We start from the raw sequence: 20,448 nt of genomic DNA, 5'->3' as shown, positions 1-20,448 counted from the left end.
ACCTCAGAACGGCAGGTTCATGCCCGGCGGCAGGTTCATGCCACCGGTCAGTTCTTTCATCTGTTCCTGTGCCTCGGCATCGACCTTGCCGCGAGCGTCGTTGATGGCTGCCAGGAGCAGATCTTCCAGCACTTCCGAATCGTTCGGATCGATCAGCGAGGGATCGATCTTCACCTTCTTCGCCTCGCCCTTGCCGGTCAGCGTCACCTGGACCAGGCCACCGCCGGACTGGCCTGTAATCTCCATCTCTTGCAGCTTTTCCTGCAGTTCGTTCATACGGCCCTGCATTTCCTGGGCCTGCTTCATGATCTGGCCAAGATTCTTCATCGGGCTACTCCATCTCCTCTTCGTCCGCGGTCCCTGCAGCCGGGTCGGCCACACTTTCCAGTCCGGACTCCTGTGTATCGTCGCCGCCCATATCAGGCGTTTCTTCCTCGGGCAGGTTTATGCGCGAAATCTCGGCACCGGGAAAGACCTGCATCACCGCCTGGACGCGCGGATCAGCCAGAACCTCGGCCTGCAGACGCGATTGGCGGGCAGCCTCCTGCTGCTCCAGGGTGTCCTGGCCGTCCTCGTCGGAAACACTGACGACCCAACGCTGCCCCGTCCACTCGCCAAGCAGGCGCCCCAGCTGCCCGGCCAGGTCCTTGGGAGCATGCGGGCCTGGGCGAAATTCAATGCGCCCCGGCTCGAAGCGCACAAGATGTACGTCCTTCTTCAACTGCGTGGCCAGCCGGGCTTCGCGTCGATCCTGGGCCAGGCTTACCACCTCTTCGAAGCTGCCGGGGCACGGCTTCGAGGGTGGCTGCTCCGAGGCTGTCTCCGGCACCGCGTCCGGCACTGGATCCTCTTCGCGTTCCGGCGGAAACTGTGCCACTGCCGGCTGCGAGGCCGCGCTGCCACCCAGGGAACGAAGGGCGGTTGGACCAGCTTCCGGAACAGAGGCCGTCGCGCCCCCCTCCCCCGCATTGCCCTTCCCTGCATTGGACGACACAGCATGCGCGCCTGCGGGTGCACCCGAAGCCCCTGGTGCGGCGGTGGGCGCGTCCCCGCCTGCATTTTCCTGCGATAGACGCCGCACAAGGTCGGCCGGCGCCGGCAGGTCGGCCGCATAGGCCAGGCGGATCAGGACCATCTCGGCCGCCTGCAGGGGCGACGCCGCCTGCTGCGTTTCGGAGATACCCTTCAGAAGCATCTGCCAGACGCGAGTCAGCACCGGTACGTTCAGTTTCCCCGCCATTTCCCGTCCGCGCAGGCGCTCGTTCTCGGTCAGGCCGGCATCCGCCGTATCGGGCACCACCTTGACCCGCGTCAAGGTATGGGTCAGTTCCAGCATGTCCTGCAGGACCACCACGGGGTCCCCGCCCGCCCTGTAGAGCATGCCAAGCTGCTCCAGGGCCGTGGCGACGTCCCCCGTCATGGTGGCTTCGAAAAGGTCATAGATCTGCGCCCGGTCGGTCAGGCCCAGCATCTGCTTGACCGTGGCCGTCTCCACCCGCGTCTCCCCCAGGGCAATGGCCTGGTCCAGAAGTGAGAGTCCATCGCGCACCGAACCATCGGCGGCACGGGCGATCATCTGCAACGCCTCCTCGTCGGCGTCCACGCCCTCGCGCTCGCAAAGCTTCGCGAAATGCTCGGCCAGCACGGGCTGCTCGACACGGCGCAGATCAAAGCGCATGCAGCGCGACAGCACGGTAACCGGAACCTTGCGAATCTCGGTCGTGGCGAAGATGAACATGACGTGTGGCGGCGGCTCTTCCAGCGTCTTCAAAAGCGCGTTGAAGGCGTTCTTGGAGAGCATGTGCACTTCGTCGATGATGTAGACCTTGTAGCGTGCCGAGACGGGGCGGTAGCGCACGCCCTCGATCAGCTCGCGAATGTCGTCCACGCCGGTGCGGCTGGCCGCGTCCATTTCCATGACGTCGGGGTGGCGGTCCTCGGCGATGGCGCGGCAGGTCTCGCAGTCGTCGGTGCTGCCCACCGTGGGTTCGGCCGAACCGTCCGGGCCGGTGTAGTTGATGGCCTTGGCAATGATGCGGGCGGTGGTGGTCTTGCCGACCCCGCGCACGCCGGTCAGCACCACGGCATGCGGCAGGCGGTCGGTCTCGATGGCGTTCTTGAGCGTACGCACCAGCGCGTCCTGGCCGATCATGTCGGCAAAGGATTGCGGCCGGTACTTGCGGGCCAGAACCAGATAGGGGGATTTGCTGTCGGATGTTGCCGCGTCTTGCGGCGTCGGGGTCGCGGGCCGGTCCGTCATGTCCTCGCTCGAAGCCTGGCGGAAGCGATCGCCGACGTCTCACTCGGCGCGGCGCGTGAAGGGTGGGAGGCTGAACCAGCGACCCGGATGCAGAAACTCGTTACGGCTGCTTCCTTCCGGACCTGACCGGGTTGGCGAGCGATCCGTCCGCGGCCAACCTCCCGTGCACACTATATCAGCATCACGGGGGGCAAGAGCAAGGGGCAGTTTTCCTGTTTCTGAACCTTCGTCCTAAGTGTTCCCGGAAGCACTTGCCTCGAAGGCATTTTCCCCACCATCCACACTCATCAGGCCCTTCAATATTCCAGTGCTCATCTGGTCTTCCAGATAGGATGCCACATCCTCGACCACCACTTCCAGGCGGCCGGACTTCGCAAGCAAGGCGATTTCCGATTGCGGTGGCTCCGGAAAGCCTTCTGCCGGTTCCAGACGGCGATGCCCAGGCAGAATAGCTCCTTGGGAGAGAATACTTATCCCCAATCCAGAGGAGATGGCAGCCTGGATTCCGATCAGGCTCTGGCTCGTATAGGCAATGCGCCAGCGACGCCCGGCAGTTTCCAGCATTTCGATCGCATAGCCGCGATAGACACACCCAGAGGGAAAAACCGCCAAAGGCACCGGTTCAGCGACTTCTTTCACCTTGCGTCCAGCCACCCACACAAGGCGCTCCGGCCAACGGGCGATGCAGGGCCCGCTCTCGGGGTGTCGCTTGACGATCGCCAGATCGAGTTCCCGTGCAGCGAGTTGACGGGAAAGCTCGATATTGAGCCCACTGGTCACGTCAAGCCGCACTCTGGGAAAGGAACGCGCAAGGCCGGACAGCAGTTCCGTCAGGCGATGCCCCGCAAAATCCTCGGGAACGCCCAGACGGATCGTCTCCAGAGGTTTGGCGGCACGCATCATGGTTTCGGCCTCCCTGGATATGTCCACGATGCGGCGCGCATAGCCGAGCAGTACTTCCCCCTCCTGGGTCGGCAGAATCACACCGCCTGCGCGTTCTCGTCGAAGCAGGCGATGGCCCGCCGCTTCCTCCAGCTTGCGTATCTGTTGGCTCACCGTTGACTGCGTTCGATGCACCCTGTTGGCCGCCAGCGTGAAGCTGCCGGTGTCGGCCACGGCCAGAAGCGTTCTCAGGAGTTCGACATCAAACATTGTATCATTTGTATTTCCACTGAAATGCATACATACATTTAATTTTCTAATTCGTCTATCGAGATCTAGATTGTCCGGTATCGGCAAGATCACATGAAAGACCACAGGACATGCCCACCCACAAACCTGCGCCAAACTGGCTGACTTTCGACTGTTACGGAACCCTGATTCAGTGGGACGAGGGGCTCTATGAAGTCGCTCGGCAGCTCCTGCATAACAAGAAAGTCGAAGACCTTGACCCCCGGACCCTCCTGGAGGTTTATGAACGTCATGAATTCAGGCTCGAACAGACGCCCCCATACCGCTCTTTCAGAGAGATCGCACAGATGGCCCTGGAGCAGACGATGGACGAGCTTGGGCTTCCAGTTGAGCAGGTTGACGGCGAAATCCTGACAGCTGCAATCTCAGGCATGCCGGCCTTTCCAGAAGTGCCGGATGTACTGAGGCGGCTCAAGGCAGCTGGCTTCCGGCTCTGTATTATCTCCAACACCGATGATTCGATCATAGCTGGGAATGTCGGGCAGTTGGGCAACACAATTGACCGTATCATCACTGCCGAACAGGCAGGCGCTTACAAGCCTTCCCTCGCGCTTTTCGAGCATGCCTATCGCGAACTTGGTGTGGACAGTAACGAGACGGTTCACATCTGTGCCAGCCCACATCTCGACTTGGCCGCTGCCCGAGACCTTGGACTTAGGTGCATCTGGGTTGACCGCGGCTCAGGGCGCAAGCCTCCCCCAGACTACACCCCGGATGCCACACTGCCGGACCTGAACGGCCTACCCGAGCTGTTTGCACAGTTCGGCTGGATTGCGCATTCTACAGCCTGATACCCTGAAGATGAAGGAGTCCCGATGGCGCACGAATTGAAATCCCGGCAAACGCCTGTCCCGGCTTCTACAACGGCCATAGGCAGCAATTCCATCGACCGCGAGGCCCTGCAGGCCGCGCGTGTGGATCTCGCCGCCACCTTCCGCATGGCCGCCCGCCTGGGCCTGCAGGAAGGGGTGTGCAACCACTTCTCGGCCATGGTGCCGGGGCGTGACGACCTGTTCCTGGTCAATCCCTATGGCCATTCCTTCGACGAGATCACGGCCTCGCGCCTGCTGGTCTGTGACCTGCATGGCAACGTTGTCGAGGGCGAAGGCGTGCCCGAAGCCACGGCCTTCTATATCCATGCCTGCCTGCACCGCGTGGTACCGCGTGTGAAGGTCGCCTTCCATACCCACATGCCCTATGCCACCGCGCTGTCGATGCTGGAGGGCGAGCCGCTGGCCTGGGCCGGCCAGACGGCGCTCAAGTTCTATGGGCGCACGGCGGTGGACGAAAACTACAGCGGCCTGGCCCTGGACGACAGCGAGGGCGAGCGCATGGCGGCCGCCCTGGGCGATGCCGATATCCTGTTCCTCAAGAACCACGGTGTCCTGGTGGCGGCCGAAACCATCGCCCAGGCCTGGGATGACCTCTACTACCTGGAACGCGCTGCCGAGGCCCAGGTCAAGGCCATGAGTACAGGCCGGCCACTCAAGCCCGTGCCGCAAGAGACCGCCGAACGCACCGCCGCCCAGATGCAGGACGGTGACGCCGAAAGCGCCCTGGCTCACCTGGAAAGCATCAAGCGCCAGCTGGCGAAGCTGGAGCCGGATTTCGCGGAATAAGTTTGTAAGTTTGCAAGAAGTGGACTAAGTTAGTCCATATGCATAGTGACTGCAAAGTGTGGCCGTTCCATGAAGACCGTAAACATCCATGAGGCCAAAACCCACTTCTCCCGACTGATCAATCAGGCTGTAAAGGGAGAAGAAATCATCATCAGCCGCGCCGGTAAGCCTGTTGCGCGACTGCTTCGCTATGAGACTCCGAAGGTCAAGCGCGAAGCTGGCGTATTCCGGGGAAAGCTTCGTATTGGGCCTGACTTCGATGCGCCCTTGCCAGCGGATATTGCGGAGGCTTTTGGCTGCGAATCTACCGGAGCAAATGACAGTGACGTTAAAGGCTCTGATAGGTGAAAGGCTTCCTGCTCGACACGCATATTCTTCTGTGGTGGCTTGCGGAACCTCAACGTCTCCCCTCCAAAGCCCATGAAGTGATCGCGGATCCCGGGAATCCGCTCTTTGTAAGCGCAGCCTCCCTATGGGAGGCTTCTATAAAGGCGGCTCTAGGTCGCCTCGACCTCCCAGAGACTCTGCTTGAAGGCATGGAGAGCCAAGGCATGGAAGAACTCCCGGTCACTGCGTCACACGCGTTGGCCGTTCAGCGTCTTCCTATGCTGCATCGGGACCCTTTTGACCGAATGTTGATTGCCCAGGCGCTGGCAGAGGAACTGACGCTCATCTCTGCCGACAGCATCATGTCGCGTTACGATGTCGACCTTCTGCATGACTGAGGGATATTGAGCCTTGCCATCGCAACAGGCGCACACAACTTCCTTGCCTCTTGCCTGCCAAGACATTTAAACCGCGATAGAAATTACTAAGGGATAGCAGCAGATGTTCGAATGGCTGGGCGAGGCGCTGGGCAGCATCATTGCCGCGATCGGACGGTTGGCGTCTGCGATCTGGAACGGCGTGTCCGGTGCCCTGGACGGCTTCTTCGACGGCCTGGCGCGCGGCGTCGGCCTGCAGAACGCCGACTGGCTGGCCTGGCTACTGCTGGCTTTCGGGCTCTATCTGATCTACGCGGGCCTGCGCGATCTTTTCCAGCGCATCATCCTGGGCGGCCTGATCAAGTTCCTGATCGGCTGTGCGCTCATGACCTATGTCGTGAGTTGACGAACCTCACACGTTGAAACGGAAGTGGAAGACGTCGCCGTCGCGCGCGACGTACTCCTTGCCTTCCGCGCGCATCTTGCCCGCATCCTTGCAGGGCTGCTCGCCCCCCAGCGCAACGTAGTCGTCGTAGGTGATCGTCTCGGCACGGATGAAGCCGCGCTCGAAGTCACTGTGGATGACACCGGCGGCCTGTGGCGCAGTGGCGCCGACCCCCACCGTCCAGGCACGCGCTTCCTTGGGCCCCACGGTAAAGAAGGTGATGAGATTCAGCAGGCCGTAGCCGGCGCGGATCAGACGCGCGAGCCCCGATTCCTCCAGGCCCAGCTCCTCAAGGAAGGCCGCCTTTTCCTCGTCGTCGCCCAGTGAAGCCACCTCGGCTTCGATGGCGGCTGAGATCACGACAAAACCGGCCCCGGTCTCCTCAGCACGCGCGCGCACCGTCTCGGAAAGTGCGTTGCCATCCTTCGCCGCAGCCTCCTCGACATTGGCCACATAGAGCACCGGCTTGGCGGTCAGCAGATTCAGGCTGCGGAAAGTGGGCAGCAACTCGGCGGACACCTCGACGGTGCGCGCCGGCTGTCCTTCGCGCAGGGCCGCGGCCACAGGCTCCAACACCGCCACGCGCTGTTTCGACTCCTTGTCGCCGCCCTTGGCCCGCTTGGCACTGGAGTCCAGCTGCTTTTCCACGCTTTCCAGATCGGCCAGCAGCAACTCGGTCTCCACCGTCTCGGCATCGCGGATGGGATCGACGGAGCCGTCCACATGGGTGGTCTCGCCCTCGAAGCAACGAAGGACGTGAGCGATGGCATCCACCTCGCGGATGTTGGCCAGAAACTGGTTGCCCAGGCCCTCGCCCTTGGACGCGCCGCGCACCAAGCCGGCAATGTCCACGAACTCCAGCTGGGTGGGAATAACCTTGGCCGATTTGGCGATCGCGCCCAGCTTCTCCAGGCGCGGGTCCGGAACAGCCACGCGGCCCACATTGGGCTCGATGGTGCAGAAGGGATAGTTCGCCGCTTCAGCCGCCGCCGTTTCCGTCAACGCATTGAACAGGGTGGACTTGCCCACATTGGGCAGCCCCACGATTCCGCATTTGAATCCCATGGATCAGCTTTCCGTATTGTTTCCGCCCAGGCGCTTCATCGCGTTCTTCAGTGCCTGGCCCAGAGTTGTCGCGTTATCGTTCTGGCCGCTGGGACCAGCCTCCGCCTCTTGCGGTGCGGATGCAGGCGCCTTGTGCTGCCCAGCCGGCGGGGCCTTCGCCGCTTCACCTTTAGAGGATGGCTTCTCCCGAGGTGGCTGAACAGCCTGGCTAACCTTCGACATGAAGGCGCCATCGGATTTCGCATCGCCGGCCAGCAGCAGCGGCGCTTCACGTGCCATCACCTCGAGCAGACGGTCCACAACCTCCTGCTCAGGCTTGGAAAAGTCTCCCAGCACATGGCCGTGCACCTTTGCCTTGTCTCCGGGATGTCCGATGCCCAGCCGCGCCCGGCGGAAATCGGCCCCCATATGAGCAATGATCGAGCGAAGGCCGTTGTGTCCGGCATGACCGCCGCCGGTTTTCAGCTTCACCTTGCCGCAGGCCAGGTCCAGCTCGTCATGGAAAACCAGGACATCTTCCGGGGACAGCTTGTAGAAGCGCGCCGCCTCGCCCACCGACTGGCCGGACTTGTTCATGTAGGTCATGGGCTTGAGCACCAGGACCTTTTCGCCGTCCAGAACACCTTCCGAACAGAAGCCCTGGAAGCGTTGCCGCCAGGCCGGGAAGCCATGATGCTCGGCCAGGGCGTCCAGGGCCATGAAGCCAATGTTGTGCCGGTTGCGCGCATAGTTCGGACCAGGGTTTCCCAGCCCTACGAAAAGCCGCATGGCACTCACTCCTTCCGGTCAGGAAACCGGCCGGCCCGCCGGGACAGCGGCAAGGCCGCAAAGTCCCGGCGGGCCAGGCGACCTGCTTACTCCTTGGAAGACTCCTCGGCCTCTTCGGAGCCCTCCTCCTCGGAGGCCTCCTCGGCGCCTTCGCCTTCCTCGGCTTCGTCCTCTTCGCCTTCTTCCTCCTCGTCTTCGCCCTTCAGGGCGCTCGGCGCGGCGATGGTGGCGATGGTGAAGTCGCGGTCGGAGATGGTCGGTGCCACGTCGTCCGGCAAAGAGACCTCGCTGATGTGGATGGAATCGCCCACATCATAGCCGGTCAGGTCGATCTCGATGTGCTCGGGAATGTTGGCGGCACTGCAGTCCAGTTCGACCGTGTGACGCACGACGTTCAGCACGCCGCCGACCTTGATGCCCTTGCATTCCTCATCATTGATGAAGTGGACTGGCACCTCGACACTCACGCGACTCTTGGCCGACACCCGCAGGAAGTCCACGTGCAGCGGCAGCTCCTTGACCGGATGCAGCTGCACATCACGGGCCAGGACCTGTTCCTTCTTGTTGCCGATCTTGATGTCGAACAGGTGCGTGAAGAACCCCGGCGTGAAGAGTTCGCGAACAATGTCACGCTCTTCCAGGGTGATCGTGACGGGGTCTTTCTTGGCGCCATAGATGACGGCCGGAACCAATCCGGCGCGGCGGGCGGCACGGGCTCCCCCCTTGCCAGCCCGCTCACGCTTTTCCGCATTCAGCGTACGCGTTTCGCTCATGTTTCATACTCCTTGACCAAAGCGATTTGCGGCGGACAACACGCCCACCGCTGCGACACGCCGCAACCTCCAGGGGTGTCGCGGCCGTGTTCCTTCTGCCGTGCCCTCAGGCCGGCATGTCGAAAAGGCTCGAGACCGAATGCTCGTCACTGATCCGGCGAATCGCCTCGCCCAACAGGGGCGCGATCGAGATCTGCCGGATATTGTGCGCGACGCGCACGGCCTCGGTTGCCAGAATGGAATCCGTTGTGACCAACTCCTCGATCGGCGAAGAGGAGACACGTGCCACGGCACCACCGGACAAAACACCGTGGGTGACATAGGCGGACACCGCCGTCGCCCCGGAATCCTTCAGCGCACCGGCTGCGTTGCACAGCGTGCCGGCGGAATCCACGATGTCGTCCACCAGGATGCAGCGGCGCCCGCGCACATCACCGATAATGTGCATGACTTCCGAAACACCGGCGCGCTCGCGGCGCTTGTCGATGATCGCCAGGTCGGCGTCCAGGCGCTTGGCTATGGCGCGCGCGCGCACGACACCGCCGACGTCCGGGGACACAATGGTCAGCTGCTCGCCATTGAAGCGTTCAAGGATGTCCTTGATGAAGACCGGTGCGGCAAAAAGATTGTCGGTGGGAATGTCGAAGAAGCCCTGAATCTGACCGGCGTGCAGGTCCATGGTCAGCACGCGGTCCGCGCCGGCCCCCGTGATCAGGTTGGCCACCAGCTTGGCAGAAATTGGTGTGCGCGGACCTGACTTCCGGTCCTGGCGCGCGTAGCCGTAATAGGGCAGGACCGCCGTGATGCGCCGTGCAGATCCGCGCTTCAGCGCATCGATCGCCACCAGCAGCTCCATCAGGTTGTCGTTCGCCGGGTAGGAGGTGGACTGTACCAGGAAGACATCTTCTCCCCGAACGTTCTCGTGGATCTCGACAAAGACCTCCATGTCCGAAAAGCGGCGCATCGAGGCCTTGGTCAGCGGCAGATTCAGATAGGCGGAAATCGCCTCCGACAGCGACCGGTTCGAGTTTCCGGTGAGAATTTTCATGAACTTGGGTCCAGCCTTGGCATGCTGTACAGGCCTGCACAGCCACAATAAACGGATTATCGGAAGCGCCTTCTGCCCCCGAGCGCGCGCGGAAAATATCAAGGCGACATAGAACTGTAAACGACCAACCCCGATGCGCCTTCATAATGCCAGCCATGTGACCGTTTTCCGCGCGTGTGCCGTTGACAGTCCTGTGGGCGCAGCTTATGTTCCGCGCCTCGAATTCGGAAGGGACCCGTTTGGCCGTGGGCCGCCGGGACCTACAGTCGCGAGGATAGAAGAATGAAAGTCATCAACTCCCTGAAGACGGCGAAGCTGCGCGAAAAGGGCTGCCGCGTCGTGCGTCGCCGTGGACGTGTCTACGTCATCAACAAGAAGAATCCCCGCTTCAAGGCCCGCCAGGGCTAAAGCCGGCGCCCGGTCCGCCCTAGAGTGGACCAGAGGCTGCCTGAAGTTTGACGCGGAAGGCCGCATCGTTCTCGATGCGGCCTTTTCGTGTTGCCCATTCCCTGCATTCAGGAATCGCACTTCTCCCAGGAATCGCTCTGCCCATTGACCGCAGCGGCGCGCTTTCTCATACTCTCCCAAAATTGGTAATACCACTTTCCGCCCTGCAGGCGGAAACTCAAGGGAGAGACGCAGGCATGCAGATGCCGGAGCCGGACCGCGGCGTAATCAGCCGCAAGCGCGAGATCATCGCCGCCCTGCAGGAGATCCTGCCGCAGGAAAGCGTGATCTATGACGAGGACGAACTGCGCGCCTATGAGAACGATGGGCTGACCGCCTATCGGCAGATTCCGCTGATCGTCGTGCTGCCCGAGACCACGGATCAGGTCTCCCAGGTGCTGCAGTACTGTGACAAGAACAGCATCAAGGTGGTCCCCCGCGGGGCCGGCACCTCGCTGTCCGGCGGCGCCCTACCGCTGGAGGACGGCATCGTCCTGGGCCTGGGTAAGTTCAACAAGATCCTGGAGACCGATTTCGAGAACCGCTGTGTGGTGACGCAGCCCGGCGTCACCAACCTGGGCATCACCAACGCTGTGGAGCACGCCGGCTTCTACTATGCGCCGGACCCTTCCAGCCAGATCGCCTGCTCCATCGGCGGCAACGTGGCGGAGAACTCCGGCGGCGTACATTGCCTGAAGTACGGGCTGACCACCAACAACCTGCTGGGCCTCAAGGTGGTCCTGATCGACGGCAGCATCATCGAGATCGGAGGCAAGCACCTGGACAGCGAAGGCTATGACCTCCTGGGCCTGATGACCGGCTCCGAGGGCCTGCTGGGCGTGGTGACCGAGGTCACGGTGCGCATCCTGCAGAAACCCGCTTCGGCGCGCGCCCTGCTGCTGGGCTTCGAGACCAGTGAAGCGGCCGGTGACTGCGTCGCCGCCGTGATTGCCGGCGGCATCATTCCTGGCGGCATGGAGATGATGGACCGGCCGGCCATCCACGCCGCCGAGGATTTCGTCAAGGCCGGATATCCGCTGGACGTGGATGCCCTGCTGATCGTGGAACTGGACGGCCCGCCCGTTGAGGTCGACCACCTGATCGAGCGTGTGAACGAGATCGCCAAGACGCACGGGGCCGTCTACAACCGCGTCTCCGAAAGCGACGAGGAACGCGCACGCTTCTGGGCCGGACGCAAGGCCGCCTTCCCGGCCGTCGGTCGTCTCTCGCCCGACTACTACTGCATGGACGGCACCATCCCGCGCAACAAGCTGCCCCATGTCCTCACCCGCATGCGCGAGATGAGCGAGCATTATGGCCTGGGCGTGGTCAATGTCTTCCATGCCGGTGATGGCAACCTGCATCCGCTGATCATGTATGACGCCAACAAGCCCGGCGACCTGGAGAAGGCCGAGGACTTCGGCGGCGACATCCTGAAGCTCTGCGTCGAAGTGGGCGGCGTGCTGACAGGCGAACACGGAGTCGGGGTCGAGAAGCGCGACCTTATGGGCTCCATGTTCTCCGAAGTCGACCTGAACCAGCAGCAGCGGGTAAAGTGCGCCTTCGACCCTCACAGCCTGCTCAATCCCGGTAAGGTTTTTCCGCAGCTGCACCGCTGTGCCGAACTGGGGCGCATGCACATTCACCAAGGGCAACTGCCCTTCCCCGACATTCCCCGCTTCTGAGGTCCATTCATGAGCGAGATTCTGCGCCCGGAGAACCCGGACCAGCTGGTCGAGCTGGTGAACTGGGCGGTGTCCGAGAAACAGCCCCTCAAGGTAACAGGCAGCGACAGCAAGGACGGGCTGGGCCGCCCCGTGCAGGCACAACACACGCTCTCGCTGTCGGCCTTCAACGGCATCCGCCTCTACGAGCCTGAGGAACTGGTGCTCTCTGCCGGTGCCGGCACGCCACTATCCGTCATTCGCGCCGCCTTGCAGGAGAAGGGACAGGAAATGGCCTTTGAACCGCCGGACCTGTCCGTATTCTATGGTCAGGGCAATGGCGAGGGCACCTTGGGCGGGCTGCTGGCCTGCAACCTGGCCGGCCCTCGACGCATCAAGATCGGTGCGGCGCGGGATCACTTCCTGGGCTTCTCCGCCGTAACTGGCCGGGGGGAACTTGTGAAATCCGGTGGCCGCGTGGTGAAGAACGTGACCGGTTACGATCTCAGTAAACTGCTGGCCGGCTCCTACGGGACGCTCGGCATCATGACCGAAGTCACGCTGAAGGTGCTGCCCGTCGCCGAGAAGCTGCGCACCGTGCTGGTCTATGGCCTCGAGGATGCACAGGCCGTCTCCACGCTGTCCAAGACCCTCGGCTCACCACACGAGCTTTCGGCCGCTGCCCACCTGCCGGCCGCTGCGGCGGCCGGCTTCGCGCTCCCCCGTGTTTCCGATGCAGGTCGGGCCGTCACCGCCGTGCGTGTCGAGGGCCCGGAACCCTCGGCCGTCTTCCGGTGCGAGGCGCTGCGCAAGGAACTGTCGGCCCTTGGTGAAACCGAGGAGCTCCACGGCAAGAATTCGCAGGATTTCTGGAGCAAGGTTGCAAACCTGCAGCCCTTCATTCAGGCCAGCGACCAGATCGTCTGGAAAGTCTCGACAGCCCCCACGGCCGGTCCGGGCGTTGCCGCCCGTATCCTGGCTCAGCGAAAGGGACAGCATTACTACGATTGGGGCGGTGGCCTGCTCTGGATCGGCTTCGATCCGGCCGGCATCGACGATGACGGCGGTGCGGCCATCGTCCGCGAGGCCCTCGGCGAAGCCGGCGGACATGCCACCCTGATGCGGGCGCCCGATGCCTTGCGTGCGGCTGTTCCCGTCTTCCAGCCACAGGAAGCCGGCAAGGCCGCCCTCTCGTCCCGGCTCAAGAATGCCTTCGACCCAAGCGGTGTCCTGAACCCCGGACGCATCTACGCGGACAATTAAACTTATGCAGACGAATTTTACCCTCGCCCAGCTGGCTGATCCCGACACCCGGGAGTCCGAACAGATCCTGCGGAACTGCGTACACTGCGGCTTCTGTACCGCCACCTGTCCGACCTATGTCCTGCTGGGCGACGAGCTCGACAGCCCGCGCGGGCGCATCTACCTGATCAAGGACATGCTGGAGAACGACAAGCCGGCCAGCGAGAAGGTGGTGACCCACATCGACCGCTGCCTGTCCTGCCTGTCCTGCATGACTACCTGCCCGTCCGGCGTGCACTACATGCATCTGGTCGATCATGCCCGCAAGCATATCGCCGAAACCTACACGCGCCCCCTGCCCGACCGCAGCCTGCGCACTCTCCTGGCCGCAGTCCTGCCCCATCCGGGCCGTTTCCGGCTGGCCCTGATCGGCGCACAGATCGCCCGTCCCCTGGCGCAACTGCTGCCGGGCCGACTGAAAACCATGATCGACATGGCCCCGCGCAAGCTGCCTGCACCCTCGCCCGTGGACCGTCCACAGATCTTCCCGGCCGAAGGCACGCGCCGTGCCCGGGTCGCCCTGTTGAACGGCTGTGCCCAGCAGGTCCTGTCCCCGACCATCAACGAGGCCACGGTGCGCCTGCTGACCCGCATGGGGGTCGAGGTGGTGGTGGCCGAAGGGGCCGGCTGTTGCGGGGCCCTGGTCCATCATATGGGCCAGGAGGACCCGGCCCTGGCCTCGGCCAGGGCCAACATCGACGCCTGGCGCCGCCTGAAGGACAGCGAAGGCGGCCTGGACGCGGTGGTCGTCAACGCCTCGGGCTGCGGCACCACCGTCAAGGACTACGGCTTCATGCTGCGCGAGGATCCGGACTACGCCGAGGCGGCCGACGAGATCTCGAAGATGACAAGGGACATCTCCGAACTGCTTGCCGAGCTGGACCTGCCGCAGCCGGTGCGGTCCACTGGCCAGCGCGTGGCCTATCACTCGGCCTGCTCGCTGCAGCATGGCCAGCAGGTGCGCCAGCCGCCGAAGGACCTGCTTCAGGCCGCCGGCTTCGAGGTGGTGGAGCCGGCCGAAAGCCACATCTGCTGCGGGTCGGCCGGCACCTACAACCTGACCCAGCCGGTTCTTGCCAACCAATTGAAGGAGCGCAAGGTCAACCACCTGCAGCGCACGGGCGCCGAGATCGTGGCCAGCGGCAACATCGGCTGCATCACCCAGATTGCTGGCGGCGCCGACCTGCCGGTGGTCCATACGGTGGAACTGCTCGACTGGGCCACCGGCGGCCCGCGTCCGGAAGCGCTGGGATAAACTGCAGCAAGGCCTCCAGGACATGAAGCCGGAGCCCGTCAGCAGCTGTCCCTTCACGGGATCGACGGAAGCATTTCGTTGATTTTTCGAGTCAATTGCGATTAAACCTGCCGCTGTTGTTCACTGAAGCTGTGGTTCGCATGCCCGAGTCGCAGGATACAGGAGGGCCTTCAGTGCGTGCCGGCACCCGTCTCGCAACACTACGAACCGCGAATTGTCCGTGACCTTTCCCCGCAAGTATTCCGGCGAAAAGAAAAAGCCCCGGTCCGTTTGGCGCCAGCTGTGGCCCGTCGCGATCCTGGTGATGGGCTTCCTGGGCCTCGCGGCGGCACTTGTCTATGACACAGCTTGGCACCAGTACGAACTGGCTTTGGAATCCGAGCGGCGCATTGTCGAAAAAGGGCTGTCGCTGCATCAAAAGACCATCGCCAACCACACTGTCAGTGGCGCCCATGACGATGACAGCATCGAGAACCTCTTGCTGGACTACGATCCGGACTGGGCCGAGGAATACATAAGCGAATGGGCGCTGGACGGGCTGCAGATGGACGGTGCCCTGGTGACCTGGGGCGGCAACCGCATCCTGCATCACGTCAACCAGCACGCCTCTTCCCACCTGGCAGATCCCGCGGCCTTCCCACGCGAAATCAAAGGCCTCATCGAAACGGCCCGCAACAATGCCGGCCCGCCCGGTGAACGGCCCGAAGCCGCCACCAGCTTCTTCAGGGACGAGAAGGGCCTGCACCTGGTCGCAGCTGCGCCGCTGACCTGGGAAGACACGCGCGGCCATGCGCTCGAGGGCGGCGAGCATGCCGTGCTGATTATCTTCATGACCTTCGATCAGGCCTTCCTGACGGACCTGGCCTCGGACTTGGAACTGAACGGCCTGCGCCTGACTTCGGACGCGCCCGCAGACAGTCGTTCGCACCTTCCACTGAGGACTGCGGATGGACAGACCCTTGCGTCCCTGACTTGGGCCAGCACCTCGCCCGACCTGGGCATGCTGCGCGAAATGGTCCTGCCCCTGGCGATAGCTGGACTGGCGATGCTGGTGCTTTCCGCCTTTTTCGTGCGTCACGCCTATCGGCGCGCCCGGTTGTTCGAGTATTATCATGGCCTTCTGGAGGAACGAACCGAGGAATTGAAGCAGTCCAAGGAACATGCGGAAGCGCTCAGTCGCAGCAAATCCCGCTTCCTGGCCACCATGAGTCACGAGTTGCGCACGCCGCTGAACGCCATCCTGGGCTTTTCCGACCTGCTGCGTCAGGACTTCGTGAAGTCACTACCCATCGAACGTATCCAGGACTACGCCCGGGACATCCACGCCAGCGGCAATTACCTGCTCTCCCTGATCAACGACATCCTCGATCTCTCCAAGATCGAGGCAGAGCGCTACGAACTCCATGAAGAGAAAGTCCAACTGTCCGAACTGGTGGAAGAAAGCCTGTCCATGGTCCAGAGCATGGCCGAACACAACACTATCACGCTCCACAATCAGGTTACGGACTGCACGCTCCAGGCAGATCCCCGCGCCTTGAAGCAGGTCCTCGTCAACCTGCTGTCCAATGCGCTGAAGTATTCAGAGCCTGAAACCAATGTCTGGATCGACAATGCGTTTGCGAACGACGGGAAGATGACACTGCGCGTTCGCGATCAGGGGCAAGGAATGAGCGCGGAGGACATTGCCAAGGCCCTCGAGGCCTTTGGCCGAACCGAGGATGCCTATATCCAGGGAATCCAGGGTACGGGTTTGGGTCTGAACATCTGCCAATCCATCATGCAGTTGCACGAAGGGACCCTGGACATCGAATCAGCCCCGGGGCAGGGCACCTCAGTCATCCTGCAGGTTCCGGCGGAACGGATCCTCACGGCCAGCCAGTGCAGAGACATCTGACCTTACCCTCAGCGGATGTCGCAGTCCTCTTTCATTCGCTCGAGATACAGAGCAGAGACCAAAGCCCTCCCCTCTAAGTAGAGTATCTGCACAGTATACTTAACCTGGGCGTTCTCCAGGTCTATGAACCCCGACACCTGAAGTTCAGACAGCAAATATTCCGGGTTTCTCTTTACGCTTCCTCAACATATTGCTGCCACTCTCTGAGCCGTGCCGCACTGCATATTTCATCAGGAATGGAACCACCTCAGGCAGAATTATAATTCCTGAACAAGCAGGTCGGTCGTTGCACAGCTGAGTTCAGGCAATTGAGATGGTAGACACTACACAAGCGAGAAGAAGGGCCGACAATTTTCGGCTAATCACTGTACGTGAACAGCTGTTTCCGATTGTTGTACTCGTCGCCGTCTTCCTCGTGGTGGCCGCCGCACTGGTTTACAACACTGTCCAGGAACAGAACAGGATTGCCGAACAGTCGGCCCTGCAGATTGTCTCGACCACGATCTCCGGACAACGCGAAAATCTTACCGGGTTTGTTGAAGACTATTCCTATTGGAATACGGCAGTTGAAAACCTTCTGGTCAACTATGATCCCAAATGGGCAAGCGACAATGTAGGTGAGTGGGCGGCTGATGGGCTGGACATGGACGGATCCCTTGTTGTGGGAGCCGGTAACCGTATCATCTACCACTTTGGCTCTGCTGCCGCCACCGCACCTGAACAGCTTCCGGAAGCAGTGAGGGAACTGGTTATTTCTGCCCAAGCACAGGCAGGCGGAGAGGGCAAAGGGTCCAAAGCGGCAACCGGCTTTTTCCGAAACGAGGAAGGCCTCCACCTGGCTGCCGCAGCTTCGCTTGCGTGGGAGGGTGAACGCCCGCTGCCCCTAGATGATGGGGTGCCTGTGGTCCTTGTTTTCTTTCGGACCATCGATCAGGAGTTCCTGTCTACCATCGATTTCCCGTTCCTTTTGGAGAACCTGCATCTTTCCTCCGATACGCCCCCGGCAAGCGGATCTCATTTACCCTTGAAGTCGATTGACGGGAAGATACTGGGCGCACTCAACTGGAATTCCGCGAAACCCGCCAGCGCCATGCTCGAGGAGTTGATCACGCCTCTACTGCTCGAAGCGCTGATCATGCTCATGATCTTTGGGATCATTGCCCAGCGTGCCTACAAGCGCGCTCAGCTGTTCCATGACTATCACAACTGGCTTGAGAACCAGACGGAAGAGTTGAAGGAGGCACGAAATTCAGCGGAAGCTCTGAGCAAGAGTAAATCCGAATTCCTGGCCATGATGAGCCATGAGTTACGCACGCCCTTGAACGCCATCATCGGCTTTTCGGATATGATACGCCAAGAATACTCGAAGACGCTGCCTATTGAAAAGATTCAAGGATATGCAGGAGACATTCACTCAAGCGGAAACTACCTGCTTGCACTGATCAATGACATCCTGGACATGTCCAAGATCGAAGCCCAGCGCTATGAATTGCACGAAAGTAAAATAACCCTCTCGGATCTTCTCGAGCAAAGCCTGGTTCTCGTGAAGCGCTTGGCCCAGCAAAAGTCGATCACCATAAATATGCCCGAACGGGATTACGTGATACATGTCGACATTCGGGCCTTGACCCAGGTTATCGTCAATATCCTGTCCAACGCCATCAAGTTCTCGAAACCTGAAACCTCCATTCAAATCGAGTCGAGGGAGAATGAGGACGGCAGCCTTTCTCTCCTGATCACCGATCAGGGCATTGGCATGAGCGACGAAGATATCAGGAAAGCGTTGGAGCCTTTTGGCCAGGCCAAGGAGGCCTACCTGAGCAACACAAGCAAGGGCACCGGTCTGGGCCTCAATATTTCCGAGGCCCTCATTGACCTGCACAATGGATCTCTTGCGATAAACTCAGTACCCGGCACAGGCACGACTGTAGAACTACGGCTGCCAGCGGATCGAATTCTCTCACGCCTGGACCAGAGCGCCGGCCAGACGACTGTACCACGCCTGGCCAGCGCTCTGGGATAGCAACCCGCTGTTGTCTCAGCCGAGACTGCGCTGGACCAGTTCGGATAGGCGCTTGGAGAAGTTCGAAGGATCGAGCGGCAGGTCGCCGTCCAGAATGCGCGCCTGATCCAGCAGCAGATCGCCCATGCCCTCCATCTCACTGGCCTCGGCCCCGTTGCTGAGCTTTTCGGACAGCTTGCGCACCAGCGGATGATTGGGGTTGACCTCAAGGATGCGCGAGGCCTCCTGGTTCAACTGACCATGCTGCTTCAGCATGCGGGCCAGATGCAGGTCCAGGTCGCCGCTGTCGGCCGACAGGCAGACGGGACTGCTGGTCAGGCGCTTGGAGGTGCGTACATCCTTGACCTTTCCGGATAGGTTCTCCTTCAGGAAGGTCACCAGCGCATCGGCATCGCTTTCCTCGGGTTTCTCCTCGTCGTCCTTTGCCTCCTCGCCGGATTCCTTCCCGATGTTGTCCAGATCGGCACCCGCCCGGGTCACCGACTTGAACTCCGTGTCCTGGAAGCTGCCGACGGCCGGCACCCAGAACTCGTCGATGGGATCGGTCAGAAGCAGAACTTCGACATCCTTGTCATAGAAGCCCTCGAGCTGTGGGCTTTTCTTCAGGACCTCCAGGTCCTCGCCGGTCATGAAATAGATCTCGTTCTGTCCCGGTTTCATGCCGGCCAGGTACTCTTCCAGCGAGACCCAGCCCTCGCGCCGGGTGGAGCGGAAGCGCGCCAGCTTCAGCAGCGGCTCGCTCTGGTCGCGGTCCTCGTAGAGGCCTTCCTTCAGCACGGGGCCGAAGGTTTCCCAGAAGTTCGTGTAATTCTCGGGCTCCTTCTCGGCCTTGTTCTCCAGATCGCCCAGGACGCGCTTGACCAGCGCGGACTTGATCTTCGCGATCATGGGATTGTGCTGAAGCATCTCGCGGCTGATGTTCAGCGGCAGGTCCTCGGAATCGATGATGCCGCGCAGGAAACGCAGGTACGCCGGTAGCAGGGTCTCGCAGTCGTCGGTGATGAAGACGCGCTTCACATAGAGCTTCACCCCGTGCTTGCGCTGCGGATCGAACAGGTCATAGGGCCGCTGTGTCGGAATGAACAGCAGGCCCGTATATTCCATCATGCCCTCGACCCGGAAGTGCAGCCAGCTCCAGGGTTCGTCCAGCGCGTGGGCGACGTGCTTGTAGAATTCCTTGTACTGCTCGTCCGAAATCTCGCTCTTCGGGCGCAGCCAGAGCGCGCCGGCACTGTTGAGACGTTCGTCCTCCTCATCGCCCTCATGCTTCAATTCGACCGGGAAGGCGATGTGATCGGAGTAGGTCTGCACGATACGGCGCAGGTTGGCCTCTTCCAGGAATTCCTGCGCATCCTCCTTCAGCGTGATGGTGATGCGCGTCCCCCGGGGAGGTGCTGTCTCGCTCTCGCCAATGGTAAAGCTGCCGTGACCGTCGGACTCCCAGTGCCAGCCGGTTCCTTCCCCGGCCCTGCGGGTCTCGACGGAAACATGCTGGGCCACCATGAAGGCGGAGTAGAAGCCGACGCCGAACTGGCCGATCAGGTCCACCTCGCCGCGCTTTTCCCCCAGCTTGTCCAGGAAGGCCGAGGTGCCGGACTTGGCGATGGTGCCCAGGTTTTCCACCAGGTCTTCCCGGTTCATGCCGATACCGTTGTCGGCGATGGTCAACTGCCCCTTGTCCTTGTCCAGCGACAGCTCGACGCGCAGTTCGGAATCGTTTTCCAGAAGCGCCGGTTCCGTCAGTGCGGCGTAGCGCAGCTTGTCGCAGGCGTCCGAAGCATTGGAAATCAACTCGCGCAGGAAGATTTCTCGGTTCGAATAGAGCGCGTTGGCGACGATGTCGAGCAGGCGGCTGACTTCCGCCTGAAAGGATAGAGTTTCCTGGGTGGTCTCACTCATGATCTTGGCCGAATTCTTCACTTTGTCTCAGGTGGTATCCAGACCGTCGCTCAGGATCGAGCACGGCCGTGTGCAATCTGCGGCAAGATAT

General features: G+C 61.6%; 19 protein-coding genes and 1 other RNA gene. 11 read left to right on the top strand and 9 right to left on the bottom strand.

The annotated features are described in order from the left end of the window. Positions 1-3 precede the first annotated feature (3 nt). From BP38_RS0112695 to BP38_RS20595, 4 genes are all read right to left on the bottom strand, one after another. Complete coding sequence (locus BP38_RS0112695; protein ID WP_026988026.1) at positions 4-327, bottom strand: YbaB/EbfC family nucleoid-associated protein; 324 nt, start codon at positions 325-327, stop codon at positions 4-6. 4 nt (positions 328-331) lie between these two features. Further along, positions 332-2,260, bottom strand: coding sequence for a DNA polymerase III subunit gamma/tau (locus BP38_RS20600; protein WP_051609335.1), 1,929 nt, complete (start codon positions 2,258-2,260; stop codon positions 332-334). A gap of 62 nt (positions 2,261-2,322) precedes the next feature. Continuing rightward, an RNA gene (gene ffs, locus BP38_RS22290) (signal recognition particle sRNA small type) lies at positions 2,323-2,422 on the bottom strand. 69 nt (positions 2,423-2,491) lie between these two features. Continuing rightward, a complete protein-coding gene (locus tag BP38_RS20595; protein WP_081816653.1) occupies positions 2,492-3,412 on the bottom strand; it encodes a LysR substrate-binding domain-containing protein in 921 nt (306 codons plus the stop codon). A gap of 110 nt (positions 3,413-3,522) precedes the next feature. Here BP38_RS20595 and BP38_RS0112680 point away from each other — a divergent pair, with 110 nt between their 5' ends. From BP38_RS0112680 to BP38_RS0112660, 5 genes are all read left to right on the top strand, one after another. Continuing rightward, positions 3,523-4,242, top strand: coding sequence for a haloacid dehalogenase type II (locus BP38_RS0112680; RefSeq protein ID WP_026988025.1), 720 nt, complete (start codon positions 3,523-3,525; stop codon positions 4,240-4,242). Positions 4,243-4,266: 24 nt separating this feature from the next. Next, positions 4,267-5,070 carry an aldolase gene (locus BP38_RS0112675; RefSeq protein ID WP_026988024.1) on the top strand — a complete coding sequence of 268 codons (804 nt, stop codon included), beginning with the start codon at positions 4,267-4,269 and terminating at the stop codon, positions 5,068-5,070. 69 nt (positions 5,071-5,139) lie between these two features. Further along, positions 5,140-5,418: a type II toxin-antitoxin system Phd/YefM family antitoxin gene (locus BP38_RS20590; RefSeq protein ID WP_051609334.1), complete on the top strand. Its 279-nt coding sequence runs from the start codon at positions 5,140-5,142 to the stop codon at positions 5,416-5,418. Further along, positions 5,415-5,795, top strand: coding sequence for a type II toxin-antitoxin system VapC family toxin (locus BP38_RS0112665; RefSeq protein ID WP_026988023.1), 381 nt, complete (start codon positions 5,415-5,417; stop codon positions 5,793-5,795). The genes BP38_RS20590 and BP38_RS0112665 overlap by 4 nt, the downstream gene beginning before the upstream one ends. Positions 5,796-5,898: 103 nt before the next feature. Then, on the top strand, positions 5,899-6,180 hold the full coding sequence (locus BP38_RS0112660; protein ID WP_026988022.1) for a hypothetical protein: 282 nt from the start codon (positions 5,899-5,901) through the stop codon (positions 6,178-6,180). Positions 6,181-6,186: 6 nt separating this feature from the next. On the opposite strand, the gene ychF is transcribed toward BP38_RS0112660, so the two are convergent. The 4 genes from ychF to BP38_RS0112640 form a co-directional block, all read right to left on the bottom strand. Then, positions 6,187-7,284 carry a redox-regulated ATPase YchF gene (ychF, locus tag BP38_RS0112655; RefSeq protein ID WP_026988021.1) on the bottom strand — a complete coding sequence of 366 codons (1,098 nt, stop codon included), beginning with the start codon at positions 7,282-7,284 and terminating at the stop codon, positions 6,187-6,189. Positions 7,285-7,287: 3 nt separating this feature from the next. Next, a complete protein-coding gene (pth, locus tag BP38_RS20585; protein WP_081816652.1) occupies positions 7,288-8,052 on the bottom strand; it encodes an aminoacyl-tRNA hydrolase in 765 nt (254 codons plus the stop codon). Positions 8,053-8,138: 86 nt separating this feature from the next. Then, positions 8,139-8,825 (bottom strand): 50S ribosomal protein L25/general stress protein Ctc, encoded by a 687-nt coding sequence (locus tag BP38_RS0112645; RefSeq protein WP_026988020.1) that lies wholly within the window; start codon positions 8,823-8,825, stop codon positions 8,139-8,141. A 106-nt stretch (positions 8,826-8,931) separates the two neighbouring features. Further along, positions 8,932-9,873, bottom strand: coding sequence for a ribose-phosphate pyrophosphokinase (locus BP38_RS0112640; RefSeq protein WP_026988019.1), 942 nt, complete (start codon positions 9,871-9,873; stop codon positions 8,932-8,934). Between the two features lie 282 nt (positions 9,874-10,155). On the opposite strand from BP38_RS0112640, the gene ykgO reads away from it, so the two are divergent. From ykgO to BP38_RS21880, 6 genes are all read left to right on the top strand, one after another. Then, positions 10,156-10,281, top strand: coding sequence for a type B 50S ribosomal protein L36 (ykgO, locus tag BP38_RS0112635; RefSeq protein ID WP_026988018.1), 126 nt, complete (start codon positions 10,156-10,158; stop codon positions 10,279-10,281). Between the two features lie 236 nt (positions 10,282-10,517). Next, positions 10,518-12,005, top strand: coding sequence for an FAD-linked oxidase C-terminal domain-containing protein (locus BP38_RS0112630; RefSeq protein ID WP_026988017.1), 1,488 nt, complete (start codon positions 10,518-10,520; stop codon positions 12,003-12,005). 9 nt (positions 12,006-12,014) lie between these two features. Continuing rightward, positions 12,015-13,247, top strand: a complete 1,233-nt coding sequence (gene glcE / locus BP38_RS0112625) for a glycolate oxidase subunit GlcE (RefSeq protein ID WP_026988016.1) — start codon at positions 12,015-12,017, stop codon at positions 13,245-13,247. 4 nt (positions 13,248-13,251) lie between these two features. Next, positions 13,252-14,541 (top strand): glycolate oxidase subunit GlcF, encoded by a 1,290-nt coding sequence (glcF, locus tag BP38_RS0112620; protein ID WP_026988015.1) that lies wholly within the window; start codon positions 13,252-13,254, stop codon positions 14,539-14,541. 220 nt (positions 14,542-14,761) lie between these two features. Then, on the top strand, positions 14,762-16,435 hold the full coding sequence (locus BP38_RS21885; RefSeq protein WP_155992427.1) for a sensor histidine kinase: 1,674 nt from the start codon (positions 14,762-14,764) through the stop codon (positions 16,433-16,435). Between the two features lie 313 nt (positions 16,436-16,748). Next, entirely contained in the window at positions 16,749-18,458 is a 1,710-nt protein-coding gene (locus tag BP38_RS21880) for a sensor histidine kinase (RefSeq protein ID WP_051609332.1), read from the top strand. 15 nt (positions 18,459-18,473) lie between these two features. On the opposite strand, the gene htpG is transcribed toward BP38_RS21880, so the two are convergent. Beyond that, positions 18,474-20,357, bottom strand: coding sequence for a molecular chaperone HtpG (gene htpG / locus BP38_RS0112600; RefSeq protein ID WP_035725215.1), 1,884 nt, complete (start codon positions 20,355-20,357; stop codon positions 18,474-18,476). Between the last annotated feature and the right edge of the window lie 91 nt (positions 20,358-20,448).

The sequence above is a fragment of the Fodinicurvata fenggangensis DSM 21160 genome (genome assembly GCF_000686045.1).
GTDB lineage: Bacteria > Pseudomonadota > Alphaproteobacteria > Kiloniellales > DSM-21159 > Fodinicurvata > Fodinicurvata fenggangensis.
Note: the sequence above shows the minus strand (reverse complement) of the source record. Positions and strands in the feature narration are given on the sequence as shown.

Excerpts from the sequence above, each read along its gene's own strand:
- BP38_RS0112695 (WP_026988026.1), bottom strand. The coding sequence starts at position 327 with ATGAAGAATCTTGGCCAGATCATGAAGCAGGCCCAGGAAATGCAGGGC.
- BP38_RS20600 (WP_051609335.1), bottom strand. The coding sequence starts at position 2,260 with ATGACGGACCGGCCCGCGACCCCGACGCCGCAAGACGCGGCAACATCC.
- BP38_RS20595 (WP_081816653.1), bottom strand. The coding sequence starts at position 3,412 with ATGTTTGATGTCGAACTCCTGAGAACGCTTCTGGCCGTGGCCGACACC.
- BP38_RS0112680 (WP_026988025.1), top strand. The coding sequence starts at position 3,523 with ATGCCCACCCACAAACCTGCGCCAAACTGGCTGACTTTCGACTGTTAC.
- BP38_RS0112675 (WP_026988024.1), top strand. The coding sequence starts at position 4,267 with ATGGCGCACGAATTGAAATCCCGGCAAACGCCTGTCCCGGCTTCTACA.
- BP38_RS20590 (WP_051609334.1), top strand. The coding sequence starts at position 5,140 with ATGAAGACCGTAAACATCCATGAGGCCAAAACCCACTTCTCCCGACTG.
- BP38_RS0112660 (WP_026988022.1), top strand. The coding sequence starts at position 5,899 with ATGTTCGAATGGCTGGGCGAGGCGCTGGGCAGCATCATTGCCGCGATC.
- ychF (WP_026988021.1), bottom strand. The coding sequence starts at position 7,284 with ATGGGATTCAAATGCGGAATCGTGGGGCTGCCCAATGTGGGCAAGTCC.
- pth (WP_081816652.1), bottom strand. The coding sequence starts at position 8,052 with ATGCGGCTTTTCGTAGGGCTGGGAAACCCTGGTCCGAACTATGCGCGC.
- BP38_RS0112645 (WP_026988020.1), bottom strand. The coding sequence starts at position 8,825 with ATGAGCGAAACGCGTACGCTGAATGCGGAAAAGCGTGAGCGGGCTGGC.
- BP38_RS0112640 (WP_026988019.1), bottom strand. The coding sequence starts at position 9,873 with ATGAAAATTCTCACCGGAAACTCGAACCGGTCGCTGTCGGAGGCGATT.
- ykgO (WP_026988018.1), top strand. The coding sequence starts at position 10,156 with ATGAAAGTCATCAACTCCCTGAAGACGGCGAAGCTGCGCGAAAAGGGC.
- BP38_RS0112630 (WP_026988017.1), top strand. The coding sequence starts at position 10,518 with ATGCAGATGCCGGAGCCGGACCGCGGCGTAATCAGCCGCAAGCGCGAG.
- glcE (WP_026988016.1), top strand. The coding sequence starts at position 12,015 with ATGAGCGAGATTCTGCGCCCGGAGAACCCGGACCAGCTGGTCGAGCTG.
- glcF (WP_026988015.1), top strand. The coding sequence starts at position 13,252 with ATGCAGACGAATTTTACCCTCGCCCAGCTGGCTGATCCCGACACCCGG.
- BP38_RS21880 (WP_051609332.1), top strand. The coding sequence starts at position 16,749 with ATGGTAGACACTACACAAGCGAGAAGAAGGGCCGACAATTTTCGGCTA.
- htpG (WP_035725215.1), bottom strand. The coding sequence starts at position 20,357 with ATGAGTGAGACCACCCAGGAAACTCTATCCTTTCAGGCGGAAGTCAGC.